Source organism: Saccharothrix obliqua (assembly GCF_019375475.1).
In the GTDB taxonomy this organism is placed as follows: domain Bacteria; phylum Actinomycetota; class Actinomycetes; order Mycobacteriales; family Pseudonocardiaceae; genus Actinosynnema; species Actinosynnema obliqua.
On record NZ_JAHXGQ010000001.1, the window covers coordinates 139,931 to 157,203 of the forward strand.

The window sequence follows — 17,273 nt, forward strand, 5'->3', positions numbered from 1 at the left end:
GAAGAGGGGTACGCATGCGCAAGGCCGACGAGCGGGCGTTTCGGGATTTCGCGGTGGGGCACGCGGCCTCGCTGCGCCGGACGGCGTTCCTGTTCTGCGGCGACTGGCACACCGCCGAAGACCTGATGCAGGCCAGCCTGCTCAAGCTCTACCAGGCGTGGCACCGGGTCGAGTGGCGCGACAACCCCTCGGCGTACGCCCGGAAGGTGTTGCTGCGGACGTGGCTGGACGAGAAGCGCAGACCGTGGCGGAGGGTCGAGCAGCGGGACGGGGAGCTGCCGGAGCGGGCCGATTCGTCGGTGGACCCGGAGACGACCAGCGAACGGCTCTGGGCGCGGGACCTGGTGCACGCGGCGTTGCTGCACGTGCCGCCCCGGCAGCGGGCGGTGCTGGTGCTGCGGTACTTCGAGGACCTGTCGGTCGCCGACGTCGCCGTGGCGATGGGGTGCACGGAGGGGACGGTCAAGAGCCAGACGGCGCGTGGGCTCGGCGCGTTGCGGGCGGCGGTGGAGCGGTTGGAGGCCGGGGTGGTGGTCGCGTCATGAGTGAAGCCGAGCTGCGGGACGGGTTGCGCGCGGCGGTCCGCGACGAACCGCCCCTGGACTTCGACGCCGACGCGTTGATCCAGCGCGGCCAGGTCGCCCGGAAGCGGCGGCGTGCGCTGGTGGCCGTCGGGGTGGCGACCGCGGTGCTCACCGGGTCGGTGGTGTCGCTGCCGCTGCTGTCGCGGGACGCCGGGCAGGTCGACGCGTTGACGGCCGGTGTCCTGACGACCGAGGCGGCGGGGCCGTCGTCGGCGACGACCGGGTCGGCGGTGACGCCCTCGGTGACCGCCGGTGCGCCCAGCGCGGTGCTGGCGGGCACCGACCACCTGGCCGAGTACGCCGTGAAGCGGTTCCGGCAGTTGGTGCCCCAGGTGAGCGACGTGCGTGCGGAGTTCTCCGTGAACAAGGCGAAGGACGTCGAGGGGTACGTGACGGGGGTCGTGTACTTCGTGGACCGGGAAGGCAGTAGCGGTGTCACGGTGGTGCTCAGCGGTCCGCCGTTGGCGGTGACGCGTGACCAGTTCTGCGACAGCGCGAAGTGCGAGCCCTCGCGGCAGCAGCCCGACGGCAGCCACCTGGAGTTCGCCACGGCCGGCGGTCGGAGCAACATGATCACGCGGTCGGCCGCGCACTTCCGCACGGACGGGACCGTGGTGCAGGTCAACGGCTACAACTACGACCCCATGCAGGGCGGCAAGATCCGTGACGCGGTGCCCGTCACGGCTGATCAGCTGGTGAGTCTGGCCACCGATCCGAATCTCTCGTTGGGGGAGTGACTCGGGTGGGTGAGTAGGCGTCGGGGGAGGGTCCCCGGTCCCTGGGCGGCGGGCGTTGCGGGTTGCGACGTCCGTCGTCCGCTTATTTCGAGGGGTTTAAAAGCGTCCTCGCCGGACTGGCAGACCGCCAAGGAGAACTGGAAGAGCGCCGTCGTGTTCTCCCCGTATGGCCTGGTCAGAGACAACCACACTCGTTCCCTGGGCGCAAACGAAAAGCGTGTTTGCGCCCAGGGAACGAGCGCGGTTCGCTGGCGCGCAGGCCATACGGGGAGAACACGACGGGAGGTGAGGTGTGTGGCTGGCGCTTTATCTCTTGCTTGTGGGTTGCCAGCCTGTCCAGCGTTTTTTCAGTGTTGGGGGGTGCGCTGAATTGCGCGGCCACAGTTGGAGTCGGTACGCGTCCATGCCTTCCGTTCGTGCTTTCGCGAGGTCGTAACCGCGTCCTGCGATGCGGGCGCGGTACCGGCCAGGCGGCACTTCACACGGTATCGGCGGGCGACCGCCCGAGCCTTCGAACATCAATGTGCCGTGGGGGATGTCGAGGTCCGCGTCGACGACGTGGTCCCAATCCTCGGTATCCGCCGGTGGTTCCGTGCTCCACGTCTCGACCCGCATGGGAGTGTGGAAGTTCCATTCCGCCGGCGTGAGCACATCTATCAGTCCGGCGGACAGGCCCACGTACCTCTCCGACGCGTATGCGTCGTTCAAGGCATCCATGACCGCGTTGTGCCCGTCAGGGCTTTCGTCCCAAGGGGCGACCGCGTAGATGTAGAACTGGTTGTAGCCGACCTCGATCTCCAGGTCCGTTGACGTCGTGGGTTGACTCATCAGCAGGCCGGGTCCTTTGCTGTGTCCGTTCCCTGGTACGAACCTTGAGCGATGTGGTCGGGGTGGACGATCACCACCAAGTAGCTGTCGCCGTCACTGATACCGCGCGTACCGTACTGCGCGCGCAGCGTACCGCCTTGGCAGGCGTTCTCGCGAGGTGGAACCTCCATCTCGCGAGCCCCTTTCCCCCCTTCGGGGTGCTCGCGAAGGGGTATTCATCGCACTGGCCGCCGTAGGTACGGGGAAAGGCGGCGAGGCAGACCTGCTTGCGGTTCTCGGGTTCGGCAGCGGAGTCCTTCGTCAGGACTCCCGGTCTGCCCTCCCGCCATGCCCGGGAGATGTTCTGCGTGATGAAAGGCATTCGAGCGGCGTCGAAGGTGATGAACTTGAGGTCGTCGCAAGCCTGCTCGGCCAGGCTCTGCCGCGGTGTGCACTTCTTCACCTGCCCGGCTGCGCTCGCGGCCACCATGAACCGCGTTTCCCCTTCTCCTACGAGTTCCACACCGCCGGTCGCGCCGTCGAGTGAGTTCCCGATGCCCGCCTGGATCCTGGGCCAGAACACGACACCTGCCGCGACGAGCACCAGCGGCAGCAGCAGTCCGGTCCCCGATTTGGTTGCCATGTCTCCCTCGCGCTTACTCGCCTGAGGCAAGTGTGACATGTCGCAATGAGGGAAATCGCAAGTTCGGTCCACCGTCACTCGATGGCGCAACTGGTCGGTTTTTCACCGCATAATTGCGGGCCATTGCTTTGGTGTCGCTGGAGGGGCGGCTTGGATTGGGCTTGGTCGCGTCCGGGTCGTTGTCGGGGCCGAGGGGGAAGTGTGCGGGTGTGGGGTGGGTAGGCTTGGGCGGTGACTAGCAAGCCTCGTATCGCCAACGTCCTCGCAGGTCGCTACGCCTCCGCGGAGTTGGCCACGCTGTGGTCCGCCGAGCACAAGATCGTCCTTGAGCGGCAGTTGTGGTTGGCTGTGTTGCGGGCCCAGGCGGAGTTGGGGGTCGCTGTCCCGGACGGGGTCGTGGACGACTACGCGCGTGTCGTGGAGTCCGTCGACCTGGCTTCCATCGCGGAACGGGAGCGGGTTTCGCGGCACGACGTGAAGGCTCGGATCGAGGAGTTCAACGCGCTTGCCGGGCACGAGCACGTGCACAAGGGCATGACTTCGCGGGACCTCACCGAGAACGTCGAGCAGTTGCAGGTCCTGCGGTCGCTGGAGTTGTTGCGGGGCAAGGTGGCGGCCGTGCTGGCACGGCTGGCGCGCCTCGCGGTCGAGCACGCCGACCTCGTGATGGCCGGGCGGTCGCACAACGTGGCGGCCCAGGCCACCACCCTGGGCAAGAGGTTCGCCACGGTGGCGGACGAGGTGCTGGAGGCGTTCCGGCGCCTGGACGAGCTGATCGCCCGCTACCCGCTGCGCGGCATCAAGGGACCGGTCGGGACGGCGCAGGACATGCTCGACCTCGTCGGCGACGCCGAGCGGCTGGCCGAGCTGGAGCGGGCCGTGGCCCGGCACCTCGGGTTCGAGCGCGTCCTGACCAGCGTGGGCCAGGTCTACCCGCGGTCCCTGGACTTCGACGTGCTGTCGTGCCTCGTCCAGCTCGCGGCGGGGCCGTCGTCGCTGGCCAAGACCATCCGGTTGATGGCCGGCCACGAGCTGGTGACCGAGGGCTTCAAGCCCGGTCAGGTCGGGTCCAGCGCCATGCCGCACAAGATGAACACGCGCTCGTGCGAGCGGGTCAACGGGTTCGCGGTCGTGCTGCGCGGCTACCTGTCCATGGTGGGGGAACTGGCCGGCGACCAGTGGAACGAGGGCGACGTCTCCTGCTCCGTCGTGCGGCGGGTGGCGTTGCCCGACGCGTTCTTCGCGCTGGACGGGCTGCTGGAGACCTTCCTGACGGTGCTGGACGAGTTCGGCGCGTACCCGGCGGTCATCGCCAACGAGCTGGACCGGTACCTGCCGTTCCTGGCCACCACCAAGGTGTTGATCGCGGCCGTGCGGCGGGGCGTCGGGCGGGAGACCGCGCACGAGGCCATCAAGGAGAACGCGGTCGCGGTCGCCCTCGCCATGCGTGAGCAGGGCGCCGGGAACGACCTGGTGGACCGGCTCGCCGCCGACCCGCGACTGCCGCTGGACCGGACCGAGTTGCAGGCCCTGCTGGACGACCGGCTGTCCTTCACCGGCGTGGCCGAGCAGCAGGTGGCCGCGGTGGCCGCCGAGGTGGCGACCGTGGTGGAGCGCTTCCCCGCCGCCGCCGGTTACGTGCCCGAGCCGATCCTGTAGGCGGGTGGGTAGCGGCTCAGGTGGGCGGCCGCGGTGAGCATGGCCAGGGCTCGGGCGGTCAGCTTGCGCTGCCACTCGTCCAGGGCGTTGGCCAGGGATTCCGCGCCGCCCGCCGCGCGGACCTGGCCGACGACGGTCGCGATGCGCGCCAGCGGGTAGCCGCCCCGGCGGAGCAGGTGGGCCAGTTCGGCGTCGCGGACGTCGTCCCGGTCGTAGCGGCGGTACCCGGTGCGCGGGTCGCGTGCCGGGGCGAGGACGCCCGCGTCCTCCCAGTTGCGCAGGGTGGCCGGGGTGACCCGGAGCCGGTGCGCGAGTTCGCCCACGGTCCGGGCCTCGGTGGGCGTGGTCGTCGGCGGGACCAGGTGCGGTACCGCCTCGCGCACGGCGGCCAGGGTGGCGCGGTCGCGGAGCAGTTGTTCGTGGCTGTGGTCGATGAGCACCAGGGCCTCGTCCACGTCGCCGTCGTGCAACGCGTTCATGATCCGACCGGCGGTCGCGTGGCCGTGCGCCGGGATCAATGCCAGGTACGCGCGCAGCGCCGCCGCGTGGGTCTCGGTGTAGACCCGGTAGCCGCTGCGGGTGCGTTCGGCGGGCGGCAGGAAACCGCTCCGCTCGTAGTTGCGGACGGCCTGCGTCGAGATGCCGTGCTCACGCGCCAGGTCGGAAGGACGCACGGCCACCGCCGGTCGGGGTTCTCATCGGTTTGAGACTTTAGCGGGTCTGGTGCGTGGTCGGAGCGGGGCAAGTGCCAACCGTTCTGCCAAAGATACGGTTGAAGCCCATGGACATCCGCGATGTGGTGACCCCGATGTGCGGGTTGCTGGCGCTCGGCGAGCCGACGCACTGGGAACCGGCCTTCGGGCACGCGCGAAACGAACTGTTCGCGCGGCTGGTCGACCTCGGCTTCCGGTCGATCGCCCTGGAAACCGATCAGGTCGCCGCGCTCGCCGTGGACGACTACGTGCGGGGCGGCGACGGCGTGCTGGACGACGTGCTGGCGACGGGGTTCTCCCACGGGTTCGGCGCGCTGCCCGCCAACCGCGAGCTGATCACCTGGATGCGGGACCGCAACGCGGACCTGCCGGCGGGGCGGCGGCTGGCGTTCCACGGTTTCGACGCGCCCGTGGAGATGAGCGGTGCGCCTGGTCCGCGTCGCTACCTGGAGCACGTCCACGCCTACCTGGAACCCGACCGGCCGGATCACCGCATCGCCGACCTGGCGGGTGACGACGACTGGCGCGGCCCGGTGGGTGTTGCCGCGGTGGACGGGTTGCGGGTGGTCGCGGACGAACTGCTGATCGGCCTGCACGCGCGGGCGTCGGAGCTGATCGCGGCGACGTCGCGGGCCGCGTGGAACGGGGCGCGGGCGCACCTGGCCGCCGGGTTGGGGCTGCTGCGTTACCACCGGCAGGCCGCGACGGCGCTCGACCCGGCGGTCCGGTACGCCCGGCTGGCCGCCACCCGGACCGCGCTCATGGCGTTGAACCTGGCGGACGTCCGGGACGTCGAGGCGGGGCGCGGGCCGACGCTCGCCTTCACGCACAACGGCCACGCGCCGCAGCTCCGGGCGCACGTGTTCATCGCCGGGAGCCTGGGGCGCAGTGCGGCGTTCGGGCTGGCCGAACCCGCCGCGGACACCTACGAGGGTGTGATCGGCTGGCGGGCAACTGCCTGCCCGCTCGCGGTCCCCGGTGAGGGTGCGTCCGGTGCTCCGCCCCTCGCGGGGACCGTCGGCGGCTGGGGGTTGGCCACGGCTGTCGGGGTCGGCGGTCGCCCGCGCACGGACACCGGGGTGCGGCCGGGCTACGTGCCGCTCGACCCGCCGACCGTCGCCGCCGCCGACGCGTTCCTCCACGTCGAGGGTTAGGCCGCGTCTTCAGCGGACGTCTTCCCGCGCCGGCGGGGGTGGTTCTGGAGGCTGCTGCCCGGCGAAACTTTCAGGAAGCCTGCCTGATAGTTAAGGCCCCGCCGGACCGCTGGCCTCCCCCGCGCTGGCTGGGGTGGTCGCGGGGGTGTCGCCTCGCGAAACTTTCAGGGAGCCTGCCTGAAAATTACGGCCCTGACCGACCACCGTCTCCCGCGCGTCGGCGGAGGCGGTCCGGGGTGCGCTTCGGCTTGAGGGCGAGGCCCTAGGCGCGGTCCCAGAGCAGGCGGCCCCAGCGGTTTTCGGCGCAGCGCAGGGGGCGGCCGGCGGGGTCTACCGCCGTCGCGCCCTCCTCCTCGCACGGGAAGCCCGGCACGGCCACGGGTGGTGGTTCCGCGGCACCGGTGGTCGGTTCCGGGCTCGGGGTGGTCGGCTGCGCTGTGGGTTCCGGGGGCGGTGTCGGGGTGGGGGTCGGCGGCGGCGGGGGTGGGGGTTCCTCCTCCACCACCGTTGTCACCGCCGCCCGCGCCGTGGGTGTCGGGGTGGTCGTGGTGGTGCGCACCGAGATGGAGGCCACGGTCGGCACCGACGTCGGGACGTTCGACGTCGTGATGCTCGGCAGGGGCACCGGGGCCGCGTCCGGTTTGCCGCATCCGCTCAGCAGCAGGCCGGTGGCCAGGCCCGCGGCGAGCGCTGTTCGCGCCGTCACGGCGCACAGGGTAGGGCCGATCGCCGTGATCGGCCCGCCGTGCGCCGCTCAGAGGCGGCCGGCCTCGGTGATCCGCCTCAGGAACTGCCTGGTCCGCTCGTGCCTCGGCGTGCCGAAGACCTGATCGGGCGGTCCCTCCTCGATCAGTCGCCCGCCGTCCAGGAAGCACACCCGGTCCGCGACCTGGCGGGCGAAGCCCATCTCGTGCGTGGCCATCAGGATGGTCATCCCCTGCGCCGCCAGCTCGCGCACCAGCGCCAGCACCTCGCCCACCAGCTCCGGGTCCAGGGCGCTGGTCACCTCGTCCAGCAGCAGCAGCCGCGGCGAGTACGCGAGGGCGCGGGCGATGGCGACGCGTTGCTGCTGACCACCGGACAACCGGTCGGGGTAGTCGGCGGCGTGGGCGGCGAGACCCATGCGGGACAGCAGCTCGCGTGCGGTCCGCTCCGCCGCCGCACGTGGCGTCCCGTGCACCTCGCGCGGCGCCAGGGTGATGTTGTCCAGCACGGTCATGTGCGGGAACAGGTTGAACGCCTGGAACACGATGCCCATCCGCCGCCGCGCCGCGTCCGGGTCGGCACGGGGGTCGGAGACGTCGGTCCCGTCCAGCACGACCTGACCGTCGTCCAGCTCCTCCAACAGGTTCACGCACCGCAGGAGCGTCGACTTGCCCGAGCCGGACGAGCCGATCAGCACGACCACCTCGTGCTCCCGCACGTCGAGGTCGACGCCGTCCAGCACGGTGCGCTGCTGGTAGCGCTTGACCAGGCCGCGGACGCTGAGCACGGGCGTTGTCATCGGGCTCCCTGGCGGTGGGCCGCGCGCCGGGCGGCGGCGTCGGCGAGCCGGGCGGACGGCACGGCCAGCAGCACGAACAGCAGGCCCGCCACCACGTACGGGGTGAAGTTGTACGACGCGGCCTGCTCGATCTGCGCCGCGCGCACCGCGTCCACCGCGCCCAGCACGGAGATCAGGCCGCAGTCCTTCTGGAGCGCCACGAAGTCGTTGAGCAGGGCCGGGGTCACCCGGCGCACCGCCTGCGGCAGCACGACCAGGCGCATCGTCTTCCGGTGCCCGAGGCCGAGCGACCTGGCCGCCGCCACCTGCGACGGGTGGACCGACTCGATGCCCGCGCGGAACACCTCGGCCACGTACGCCGTGTAGGTCAGGACCAGCGCCACGCCGCCGAGCACCACGTAGTCGTTGGGCACGCCGGTCAACCGCAGCGCGGGCAGGCCGAAACCGACCAGGTACAGCGTGATGATCAGCGGCACGCCGCGGAACAGGTCCACGTAGGCCGTGGCCAGCAGTCGCAGCGGGAACCAGACCGCGCCGCGCAGGGTGCGCAGGGCCGCCACGCCGAGCGCGAGCACCAGGATCACCGTGCCGCACACGAAGAGCACCCGCAGGTTGAGCCACAGGCCGTCCAGCACGGCGGGCAGCGCGCGCCACGCCGTCGCCGGGTCGAAGAACGAGTCGCGCACGCGCGGCCAGCCCGGTGCGCGGGTCACCGCCAGGTAAGCGGCGACCGCGAACACCAGGGTCGACACCAGGGCGACCGCGGTGGACCGGCGGGCGCGGGAGCGCCGGTAGGCCGCGCGCTCCCGCTGGAGTTCGCTGACGCTCACTTCAGCTCGGGTGCGCTGCCCGCCGCCTTCAACCACTCCTGCTCCAGCTGCGCCAGCCGGCCCTTGGACCGCAGCCCCTCGACCGCGTTGGACACGCAGCCGGTCAGCGGGCTGCCCTTGTCCAGCACGATGCCGAACTGCTCCGGCCTGCCGTCACCGCCGGGGATCTCGCCGATGATGACGCCGTCCTCCAGCTCCGCCGAGGTGATCTGGAACGCGGTCGGCAGGTCCACCACGAGCACGTCGATCTGCCCGGCCCGCAGGGCGGCCTTGGCGTCGTCGTTCGTGTTGTAGACCGCCACGTCCTGCTCGGCGGACAGGCGCTTCGCCGACTCGTACGACGTGGTGCCGACCTGCGCGCCGATCTTCGTCTTCTTCAGCTCGGCCAACGTCTTCACGCCCGCCGCCTTGGACGACTTCAGCGTGATCGCCACCTGGTCCACGTCGTAGTACGGCGCGGAGAAGTCGACCGCCTGCCTGCGCTCCTCGGTGATGGAGAACTCGTTGATGTCGGCGTCGTAGGTCTTCTTGCCCGGCTGGACGGCGGCGTTGAACGGCACCCGCGTCCACACCACGTCGGCCTTGGTGTAGCCGAGTTCCTCGGCCACCGCGTAGGCCACGGCGGACTCGAAACCCTTGCCGTTGGTCGGGTCGTCGTCCACGAACCACGGCGCGTAGGCGGGCTGGTCGGTGCCGAAGGTGATCTTGCCCGGCGTCAGGGTCGCCAGGTTCTCCTTCTTGCAGGCCACCCCGTTGACGGCCGTGGGCGTCGGGGACACCGGTTCGGCGGGGGCGCAGGCGACCGCGAGCAGGGCGGCGGTCGCGGTGAGTACCAGAGCGGGTGCGCGCATGGGGGAAATCTTGCCCCAGGTGGGAAGGGCGGCCCACGAGCTGGGACAAGTAGGCTTCGGCCGTGCCCAAGCTCGCTGACTACCGCCCGGTCGCCGCCGGCAAGGTCCGCCACCTGTACGAGGTGGACGCCGACCTGCTGCTGCTGGTCGCGTCGGACCGCATCTCCGCGTTCGACCACGTGCTCGCGCCCGGCATCCCGGACAAGGGCCGGGTGCTGACGGCGATGAGCGTGTTCTGGTTCGAGAAGTTCGCGGACCTGGTGCCCAACCACCTGGTGGCCTGGGACGACCCGCGCATCCCGGCCGAGGTGCGTGGCCGGGCGCTGCTGGTGCGCCGGCTCGACATGGTGCAGGTGGAGTGCGTGGCGCGCGGCTACCTCACCGGCTCCGGCATGGCCGAGTACCGGGCGTCCGGCGCGGTGTGCGGGGTGGAGCTGCCCGCCGGCCTGGTGGAGGCGTCCGAGCTGGCGGAACCGATCTTCACGCCCGCGACGAAGGCCGCGCTCGGCGAGCACGACGAGAACGTCACCTTCGAGCACGTGGTGGCGGAGGTGGGCGAGGACCTGGCCGGGCGGCTGCGGGACGCGACGCTCGCCGTGTACGCGGCGGCCCGCGACTTCGCGCGTGGCCGGGGTGTCCTGCTGGCCGACACCAAGTTCGAATTCGGCCTCGACCGGTCCGGCGCGCTGGTGCTGGGCGACGAGGTGCTGACCCCCGACTCGTCGCGGTACTGGCCCGCCGACGGGTACGCGCCGGGCAACGTGCAGCCGTCGTTCGACAAGCAGTACGTGCGGGACTGGCTCACCTCCGACGCGTCCGGCTGGGACCGGGCGTCCGACGCGCCGCCGCCGGCGCTGCCCGCCGACGTGGTCGCCGCGACCCGCGACCGGTACGTCGAGGCGTACGAGCGGATCACCGGGTTGTCGTTCGCCGACTGGATCGCGTGACGTCACCTGCCGGCCAGGCCACCGACACACCGGTGGTGCGCACTGGGTGGCATGGTCGCGCCCCTCGTGGTTTCGCTGTCCGGCATCGGGCCGAGCACGCTCGCCCGGTGCGCCGACCTGGCCGCTGAGCTGGACCGGCGGCGGGTGCCGCTGTCGTTGCTGCTGGCACCGCGCAAGGCGGTGCCGGGCGCGGCGCTGGACTGGGTGCGCGACCGCGTGCGCGGGCGGGACGCGTTGGTGCTGCACGGTTTCGACCACAGCGCCGACCCGTGCCACCGGCCGGTGTCGTTGCGCAGGCGTGCCGAGTTCTCCGCCCTGCCCGCGCACGAGGCCGGGTTGCGGCTGGTCGCGGCGCGGGCCGCGCTGCACCGGCTGGGCCTCGCGACGGACGTGTTCGCGCCGCCGAGCTGGCTCGCCTCGCCGGGCACGGTGATCGCGCTGCGCCGCCACCGGTTCGCGGTGTGCGCCGACCAGGCGGGCGTGCGCGACCTGGTCACCGGGCACGTGGTCGCCGGCCGGGTGCGGGTGGTCGGCGAGCGGGGTTTCCTGCTCGGCGTCGGCCGCACCGCCCGGCGCGGCGCCCTGGTGCGGCTCGGCGTCGACGCCGCCGACCTGGACCGCGGTGGTGTCCGCGCCGCGGTGCTGGAGGCCGTCGACCTGGCCCTGTGGCACGGCGCGGAACCGGCCACCTACAGCTCGGCCGACTCGCCGCGCGGCAGCACCACGAACTCCGTGCCCTCCGGCGCGGTCGTGGAGAGGACGCGGTAGAACAGCTCGGTGCGGGCGAGGATCGCCTCGTGGATCGGCACCGCGATCCGGGGGCGCACCGCGTTGATGAAGTCGGCGCCCTCGGACAGCTTCATCCACGGCCCGGCGGCGGGCGCGGCCAGCACGTCGACCTGCTGCTCGGGCACGGCCAGCGAGTCGCCCGGGTGGTAGAACGCGCCGTGGTCCACGAGGTAGCCGACGTTCACCGGCAGCTCGACCGACGGGTGGATGGGCTGGTGCGGCGCGTCCAGGACGTGCACCGACGCGCCCGCGACGGTCAGCACGTCGCCGGGCCGGGCGGGCGTGGCGCCGTCCAGCTCCTCGGCCGCGTAGAGCCGCGCGCCGGGGTTGTTGGCCATCAGGTCGGGCAGCCGGGCGACGTCCAGGTGGTCCTGGTGGTGGTGCGTGATCAGCACCGCGTCCAGCCCGGTGACCTCCTCGAAGCCGGTCGACCACGTGCCCGGGTCGAACAGCAGCCGGGCGGTGCCGGTGTCCACGAGCACGCACGAGTGTCCGAAGTGGACGATTCGCATCTGTCGCTGCCCCCTTGGGTGCGGGTTCGGTGCGCACCCATCCTGCCTCGTGGGCGCGGGGTACGCCGGTCAGCCCCACCGCGTGCGGCAGGACTCGGTGTCCGCGGGGAGGCGGGTGCGGGGCGGCCCACCGAGTGCGGTGGGCTCGGTGCGCGGGGAGGCGGGTGCGGGGCGTGCGGGTCGGCCCACCGCGTGCGGTGGGCGCGGTGTGCGCGGGCAGGTCGGTGCGGGCGGCGCGTCGGCGGTGCTGGGCGTGCGGGTCGGCCCCTCCGCGTGCGGTGGGGCTCGGTGTGCGCGGGCAGGCCGGCGTGGCGGCGCGGGGTGTGCCGGTCAGCCCACCGCGTCCAGCAGGGCCTGCTCGACGTCCGCGGGCAGGCCGGCCCGGCGTGGCCGGTCCGGGCCGAGCGCCTGCTCGTGCGCCAGCGAGTCGACCGCCGTCGCCGCCGTCGGCCGGGGCCGCAACCCCGCCGCCAGCGCCGGGCCGGCGTCGCGGAGCATCAACGCCCGGTGCGTGCCCGGCAACCACAGCGGCAGGCTGCGCGGACCCGACCACGGCGTGATCCCGTGCTCCTGGAGCACGGCCTCGGGCACGCGCACCAGCTCCGTGCCGGGCGGCGCGGTGGCGCCCGCGACCTCGCCCAGCACCAGGCCCAGCGGGTTGGCCGGGCCGACCGCGTCGAACGTGCCGGTGGTCCGCCGCTCGGCCGCGTCCACCACCCAGGCGGCCAGGTCGCGCACGTCGACGTGCTGCGCGGGCTGGTCCGGCACGTCCGGCACGACTACCCGACCGCCTCGCGCCAGCCGGTTCGGCCAGTACCCGAACCGGTCGCTCTTGTCGCCCGGCCCGGTGATCAACCCGGCGCGGACGATGAACGCGTCGTCGTCCCGTGCCTCGCGCACGGCCAGCTCGCTCGCCACCTTCACCGAGCCGTAGCGCTCGGGTGACATCGGCGCGTCCGGGTCGTCCTCCAGCGGCGGGAGGGTTTCGGTGCGGCCGGGTGTGGCGTGGTCGGCGTAGACGGAACAACTGGACACGAACGTCCAGTGGCCCGCGCCGATCGCCCGCACCGCGTCCCGCACCCAGGTCGTGGACATCGTGGCGACGTCCACCACGGCGTCGAACGACGCGCCCGTCAACGGGCCCAGGCCGTGCGAGCGGTCCACCGGCACGTGCGTCGCGCCCCCGGGCACCCGGCCGGACTCGCCACGCGCCGCGCAGACCACCTCGTGACCGCGCCGCACGCCCTCCGCGGCGACCGCCTTGCCGAGGAACACCGTCCCGCCGAGCACCAACATCCGCATGTGCCCACCCTCCGTCCGGCCCGCCCCGTCCCGCCAGCCCGTCCGCCCACGGCGAACGCGGCCCCTGACCGGCGGATAGCGGTGCCGAGCCGGGTGAACTTGTGCCCCCTGCCACGTGTGAAGTTGATGAACACCCAGGTCAGGTAGGCTCTGCCAGTACCGCCAGCCCTCCTAACAGGGAGCAGCCTGTCGTGGCCCGTGTCGTTGTCGACGTCATGCCAAAGCCCGAAATCCTCGACCCGCAAGGACAGGCGGTGGCCAACGCGCTGCCCCGCCTCGGCTTTGCCGGGATCGCCGCCGTCCGCCAGGGCAAGCACTTCGAGCTGGAGGTCGCCGACGACGTCGACGACGCCGCGCTCGCCCAGATCGCCGAGACGTTCCTCGCCAACCCGGTGATCGAGGACTTCGTCGTCAGGCGGCTGGACGCATGAGGGTCGGCGTCATCACCTTCCCCGGCACGCTGGACGACGTGGACGCCGCACGCGCGGTGAAGCACGCGGGCGGCGAGGCCGTGCCCCTGTGGCACGGCGACCACGACCTCAGGGGCGTGGACGCGGTGGTCGTGCCGGGTGGCTTCTCCTACGGCGACTACCTGCGCTGCGGCGCCATCGCCCGGTTCGCGCCGGTGATGCAGGAGGTCGTCGAGGCGGCCCGCGGCGGTATGCCGGTGCTCGGCATCTGCAACGGCTTCCAGATCCTGTGCGAGGCGCACCTGCTGCCGGGCGCGCTCACCCGCAACCACAAGCTGCACTTCGTGTGCCGCGACCAGTGGCTGCGCGTGGAGAACAACGAGACCGCCTGGACGTCCCGCTACGACCGGGGCGCGGAGATCCTGGTGCCGCTGAAGTCCGGCGAGGGCGGTTACCAGGCCGACCAGCGGACGTTGGACGAGCTGGAGGGCGAGGGCCGCGTGGTGTTCCGCTACGTCGGCGAGAACCCCAACGGCTCGCGCAACGAGATCGCGGGCATCTCCAGCGCGAACGGCCGGGTGGTCGGCCTCATGCCGCACCCGGAGCACGCGATCGACGCCCTCACCGGCCCGACCGACGACGGTCTGGGCGTGTTCCTGTCCCTGCTCGACGCGGTGGTAAGCGCATGACCCTGGACACCGTCAAGAACGCCGAGGCGACGCCCGAGCAGGAGCAGCCCTACCGGGAGCTGGGCCTGAAGGACGACGAGTACGCCCGCATCCGGGACATCCTCGGCCGCCGCCCCACCGACGCCGAGCTGGCCATGTACTCGGTGATGTGGAGCGAGCACTGCTCGTACAAGTCGTCCAAGGTGCACCTGAAGTATTTCGGTGAGACGACCACCGAGGCCATGCGCGCCAAGATGCTCGCGGGCATCGGCGAGAACGCCGGCGTCGTGGACATCGGCGACGGCTGGGCGATCACGTTCAAGGTGGAGAGCCACAACCACCCGTCCTACGTCGAGCCCTACCAGGGCGCGGCGACGGGCGTGGGCGGCATCGTGCGCGACATCCTGGCGATGGGCGCGCGCCCGCTCGCGGTGATGGACCCGCTGCGGTTCGGCCCGGCCGACGCGCCGGACACCCGCCGCGTGCTGCCGGGGATCGTGGCCGGCGTCGGCGGCTACGGCAACTGCCTGGGCCTGCCGAACATCGGCGGCGAGGTGGTGTTCGACGCCAGCTACGCGGGCAACCCGTTGGTGAACGCCCTGTGCGTGGGCGCGATGCGGGTCGAGGACCTGCACCTGGCGCACGCGTCCGGCACCGGCAACAAGGTCATCCTGTACGGCGCGCGGACCGGGCTCGACGGCATCGGCGGCGTGAGCGTGCTGGCGTCGGAGACGTTCGACGACACGGCGGGCAAGCGCAAGAAGCTGCCCAGCGTGCAGGTCGGCGACCCGTTCACGGAGAAGGTGCTGATCGAGTGCTCGCTGGAGCTGTTCCGCGAGAAGCTCGTGGTGGGTATCCAGGACCTCGGCGGCGCGGGGCTGTCCTGCGCGACCAGCGAGCTGGCCAGCGCCGGTGACGGCGGTATGCGCGTGCGGCTCGACCGCGTCCCGCTGCGCGCCACCGGCATGACCCCGGCCGAGGTGCTGTCCAGCGAGTCGCAGGAGCGCATGTGCGCGGTCGTGCGGCCGGAGGACGTGGACGCGTTCATGGCGGTGTGTGCCAAGTGGGACGTGATCGCCACCGAGATCGGCGAGGTCACCGAGGGCGACCGGCTGGTGATCACGTGGCACGACGAGGTCGTGGTGGACGTGCCGCCGCGCACCGTCGCCCACGAGGGCCCGGTGTACGAGCGCCCGGTGCGCCGACCCGACGACCAGGACCGGCTCCAGGCCGACACGCCGGACGCGTTGCCGCAGCCCGCGCGCGAGGAGCTGCTGGACCTGGTGAAGACCATGGCCGCGTCGCCGAACCTGGCGTCGAAGAAGTGGGTCACCCAGCAGTACGACCGGTACGTGCGTGGTGGCACGGTCCTCGCGCAGCCCGCCGACTCCGGCATGATCCGGATCGACGAGGACACCGACCGCGGCGTGGCGTTGTCCACCGACTGCAACGGCCGCTACACCCGGCTCGACCCGTACGCGGGCGCGCAGCTCGCGCTGGCCGAGGCGTACCGCAACGTGGCCACCACGGGCGCGACGCCGGTCGCGGTCACCAACTGCCTGAACTTCGGCTCGCCCGAGGACCCGGCCGTGATGTGGCAGTTCGAGCAGGCCGTGCGCGGTCTGGCGGACGGCTGCGCCGAGCTGGGCATCCCGGTGACCGGCGGCAACGTCAGCTTCTACAACCAGACCGGCGCGACGGCGATCCTGCCGACGCCGGTGGTGGGCGTGCTGGGCGTGATCGACGACGTGCGCCGCCGCATCCCGACCGGCATCGGCGCGGAGGCGGGCGAGACGCTGCTGCTGCTCGGCGAGACGCGTGCGGAGTTCGGCGGCTCGGAGTGGGCGCACGTGGTGCACGGCCACCTGGGCGGCCTGCCGCCGAAGGTGGACCTGGCGCGGGAGAAGCTGCTGGCCGAGGTGCTGGTGGCCGGTTCGCGGGACGGGATGCTGTCCGCCGCGCACGACCTGGCCGAGGGCGGTCTCGCGCAGGCGCTGGTGGAGACCTGCCTGATCGGCGAGACCGGTGCGCGGGTGTTCCTGGAGGGCGACCTGTTCACCGAGCTGTTCAGCGAGTCCGCCGGTCGCGTGCTGGTGGCCGTGCCGCGCACGGAGGAGCTGCGGTTCACCGACATGTGCACCGCGCGCGGCCTGCCGTGGCGCAAGGTCGGCGTGGTGGACCCGGAGTCGACGTCGCTGGAGGTCCAGGACCTCGGGCAGCTCGACCTCGCGGAGCTGCGTGCCGCGTGGGAGGGCACCCTCCCGGCGCTGTTCGACTGAGCGGAGGTCGGGGAGCGGGCGGAGTTCCGCTCCCCGACCGCCTTCCTCAGCCGTTCGCCAGTGCCTGGAGCCGGTCGTACGCCCCGTTGAACGAGTTCTGGTCGATCGGCGACGACGAATACTGCCAGAAGGTGTGGTAGCCCCAGTTGTGGGGCAGGGTCCCGACGCTCGACGCGTAACGCGCCACCCACAGCGGGTTGGTGGAGCTGAAGTCGCCCGCCGCGCACTGGTCCCACCAGCTCGTGGACGTGTAGATGACCGGCCACCGCCCGGTCCGGGCGTGGTAGCGGTCGCTGAACGACCTCACCCAACCCACCATGCCGGCCTTCGACAGGCCGTAGCAGGTGTTGCCGTAGGGGTTGTACTCCATGTCGAGCGCGCCGGGCAGCGTCCTGCCGTCCCGTGACCAGCCGCCGCCGTTGTCCACGAAGAAGTCCGCCTGGGCCGCGCCGGACGACTTGTCGGGCAACGCGAAGTGGTACGCGCCGCGGATCATGCCGACCTGGTACGAACCGTTGTACTGCTGGGCGAAGTACGGGTTGCGGTACCCCGTCCCCTCGGTGGCCTTGACGTACGCGAAGCGCTTGCCCTGGCCCCACCAGTGGCCCCAGTCGACGTTGCCCTGGTGGCTGCTGACGTCGATGCCGGGCACGGTGGCCGCCCGGGTGGACGGGTCGGTGTCGAGCACGACCCGCTGGTCGCCACGCCCCTCGTGCTTGGCGATCTGCGAACCCATGGCGTGGTCGTCGACCGGTGCGGCGGTGGCGGGTGTGGTCAGGACGAGTGCGGCGCAGGCGGCCAGCGCCGCGCCGATGGCGAGTGGTCTCATGTGGACGCTGCCTTTCGAGCCAGTGCAGGGTTGGTGACTCGATCGGCAGTCTGCC

The 17,273-nt window shown here is 72.1% G+C and carries 18 protein-coding genes and 1 pseudogene; 9 read left to right on the forward strand and 10 right to left on the reverse strand.

Annotated elements, in window-relative coordinates:
* Window positions 1-14 precede the first annotated feature (14 nt).
* Both KZQ38_RS00745 and KZQ38_RS00750 read left to right on the forward strand, forming a co-directional pair.
* A complete protein-coding gene (locus KZQ38_RS00745; RefSeq protein ID WP_219437346.1) occupies window positions 15-545 on the forward strand; it encodes an RNA polymerase sigma factor in 531 nt (176 codons plus the stop codon).
* Complete coding sequence (locus KZQ38_RS00750) at window positions 542-1,321, forward strand: hypothetical protein (protein WP_219437347.1); 780 nt, start codon at window positions 542-544, stop codon at window positions 1,319-1,321. The genes KZQ38_RS00745 and KZQ38_RS00750 overlap by 4 nt, the downstream gene beginning before the upstream one ends.
* Before the next feature lie 306 nt (window positions 1,322-1,627).
* On the opposite strand, the gene KZQ38_RS00755 is transcribed toward KZQ38_RS00750, so the two are convergent.
* Both KZQ38_RS00755 and KZQ38_RS37580 read right to left on the reverse strand, forming a co-directional pair.
* Window positions 1,628-2,149, reverse strand: a complete 522-nt coding sequence (locus KZQ38_RS00755) for a hypothetical protein (protein WP_219437349.1) — start codon at window positions 2,147-2,149, stop codon at window positions 1,628-1,630.
* Window positions 2,149-2,810, reverse strand: a pseudogene (locus tag KZQ38_RS37580) (NucA/NucB deoxyribonuclease domain-containing protein). Before KZQ38_RS37580 ends, KZQ38_RS00755 begins: the two are co-directional and overlap by 1 nt.
* A 192-nt stretch (window positions 2,811-3,002) precedes the next feature.
* Between KZQ38_RS37580 and purB the strand changes: the two are divergent.
* Window positions 3,003-4,430, forward strand: coding sequence for an adenylosuccinate lyase (purB, locus tag KZQ38_RS00765; protein WP_219437353.1), 1,428 nt, complete (start codon window positions 3,003-3,005; stop codon window positions 4,428-4,430).
* Here purB and KZQ38_RS00770 read toward each other — a convergent pair.
* Complete coding sequence (locus tag KZQ38_RS00770; protein ID WP_219437355.1) at window positions 4,406-5,104, reverse strand: MerR family transcriptional regulator; 699 nt, start codon at window positions 5,102-5,104, stop codon at window positions 4,406-4,408. The two genes, purB and KZQ38_RS00770, sit on opposite strands and share 25 nt — an antisense overlap.
* A gap of 107 nt (window positions 5,105-5,211) precedes the next feature.
* Here KZQ38_RS00770 and KZQ38_RS00775 point away from each other — a divergent pair, with 107 nt between their 5' ends.
* The gene (locus KZQ38_RS00775; RefSeq protein WP_219437357.1) at window positions 5,212-6,297 is read left to right on the forward strand and encodes an erythromycin esterase family protein; all 1,086 of its coding nucleotides are present in this window, start codon (window positions 5,212-5,214) and stop codon (window positions 6,295-6,297) included.
* A 262-nt stretch (window positions 6,298-6,559) separates the two neighbouring features.
* Here KZQ38_RS00775 and KZQ38_RS00780 read toward each other — a convergent pair whose 3' ends face one another.
* From KZQ38_RS00780 to KZQ38_RS00795, 4 genes are read right to left on the reverse strand one after another with little or no spacing between them, the layout of a single operon-like run.
* Window positions 6,560-7,003: a hypothetical protein gene (locus KZQ38_RS00780; protein WP_219437359.1), complete on the reverse strand. Its 444-nt coding sequence runs from the start codon at window positions 7,001-7,003 to the stop codon at window positions 6,560-6,562.
* A gap of 48 nt (window positions 7,004-7,051) precedes the next feature.
* The gene (locus tag KZQ38_RS00785) at window positions 7,052-7,801 is read right to left on the reverse strand and encodes an amino acid ABC transporter ATP-binding protein (RefSeq protein ID WP_219437361.1); all 750 of its coding nucleotides are present in this window, start codon (window positions 7,799-7,801) and stop codon (window positions 7,052-7,054) included.
* On the reverse strand, window positions 7,798-8,631 hold the full coding sequence (locus KZQ38_RS00790; protein WP_219437363.1) for an amino acid ABC transporter permease: 834 nt from the start codon (window positions 8,629-8,631) through the stop codon (window positions 7,798-7,800). The genes KZQ38_RS00785 and KZQ38_RS00790 overlap by 4 nt, the downstream gene beginning before the upstream one ends.
* Window positions 8,628-9,482 carry an ABC transporter substrate-binding protein gene (locus KZQ38_RS00795; RefSeq protein WP_219437365.1) on the reverse strand — a complete coding sequence of 285 codons (855 nt, stop codon included), beginning with the start codon at window positions 9,480-9,482 and terminating at the stop codon, window positions 8,628-8,630. Before KZQ38_RS00795 ends, KZQ38_RS00790 begins: the two co-directional genes overlap by 4 nt.
* A gap of 62 nt (window positions 9,483-9,544) precedes the next feature.
* Here KZQ38_RS00795 and KZQ38_RS00800 point away from each other — a divergent pair, with 62 nt between their 5' ends.
* Window positions 9,545-10,429, forward strand: coding sequence for a phosphoribosylaminoimidazolesuccinocarboxamide synthase (locus tag KZQ38_RS00800; RefSeq protein ID WP_219437367.1), 885 nt, complete (start codon window positions 9,545-9,547; stop codon window positions 10,427-10,429).
* Between the two features lie 51 nt (window positions 10,430-10,480).
* On the forward strand, window positions 10,481-11,197 hold the full coding sequence (locus KZQ38_RS00805) for a DUF2334 domain-containing protein (protein ID WP_219437369.1): 717 nt from the start codon (window positions 10,481-10,483) through the stop codon (window positions 11,195-11,197).
* On the opposite strand, the gene KZQ38_RS00810 is transcribed toward KZQ38_RS00805, so the two are convergent.
* The gene (locus tag KZQ38_RS00810) at window positions 11,119-11,730 is read right to left on the reverse strand and encodes an MBL fold metallo-hydrolase (protein WP_219437371.1); all 612 of its coding nucleotides are present in this window, start codon (window positions 11,728-11,730) and stop codon (window positions 11,119-11,121) included. The two genes, KZQ38_RS00805 and KZQ38_RS00810, sit on opposite strands and share 79 nt — an antisense overlap.
* A gap of 330 nt (window positions 11,731-12,060) precedes the next feature.
* The gene (locus tag KZQ38_RS00815; protein WP_219437373.1) at window positions 12,061-13,032 is read right to left on the reverse strand and encodes an NAD-dependent epimerase/dehydratase family protein; all 972 of its coding nucleotides are present in this window, start codon (window positions 13,030-13,032) and stop codon (window positions 12,061-12,063) included.
* 191 nt (window positions 13,033-13,223) lie between these two features.
* Between KZQ38_RS00815 and purS the strand changes: the two genes are divergently transcribed.
* Genes purS through purL form a run of 3 tightly spaced genes read left to right on the forward strand, consistent with a single transcriptional unit; the run spans window position 13,224 to window position 16,389 of the window.
* Window positions 13,224-13,463, forward strand: a complete 240-nt coding sequence (purS, locus tag KZQ38_RS00820; protein ID WP_219437376.1) for a phosphoribosylformylglycinamidine synthase subunit PurS — start codon at window positions 13,224-13,226, stop codon at window positions 13,461-13,463.
* Window positions 13,460-14,131 (forward strand): phosphoribosylformylglycinamidine synthase subunit PurQ, encoded by a 672-nt coding sequence (gene purQ, locus KZQ38_RS00825; protein WP_219437378.1) that lies wholly within the window; start codon window positions 13,460-13,462, stop codon window positions 14,129-14,131. The genes purS and purQ overlap by 4 nt, the downstream gene beginning before the upstream one ends.
* Window positions 14,128-16,389, forward strand: coding sequence for a phosphoribosylformylglycinamidine synthase subunit PurL (purL, locus tag KZQ38_RS00830; protein ID WP_219437380.1), 2,262 nt, complete (start codon window positions 14,128-14,130; stop codon window positions 16,387-16,389). The genes purQ and purL overlap by 4 nt, the downstream gene beginning before the upstream one ends.
* A gap of 46 nt (window positions 16,390-16,435) precedes the next feature.
* On the opposite strand, the gene KZQ38_RS00835 is transcribed toward purL, so the two are convergent.
* Complete coding sequence (locus KZQ38_RS00835) at window positions 16,436-17,218, reverse strand: lysozyme (RefSeq protein ID WP_219437382.1); 783 nt, start codon at window positions 17,216-17,218, stop codon at window positions 16,436-16,438.
* Window positions 17,219-17,273 lie beyond the last annotated feature (55 nt).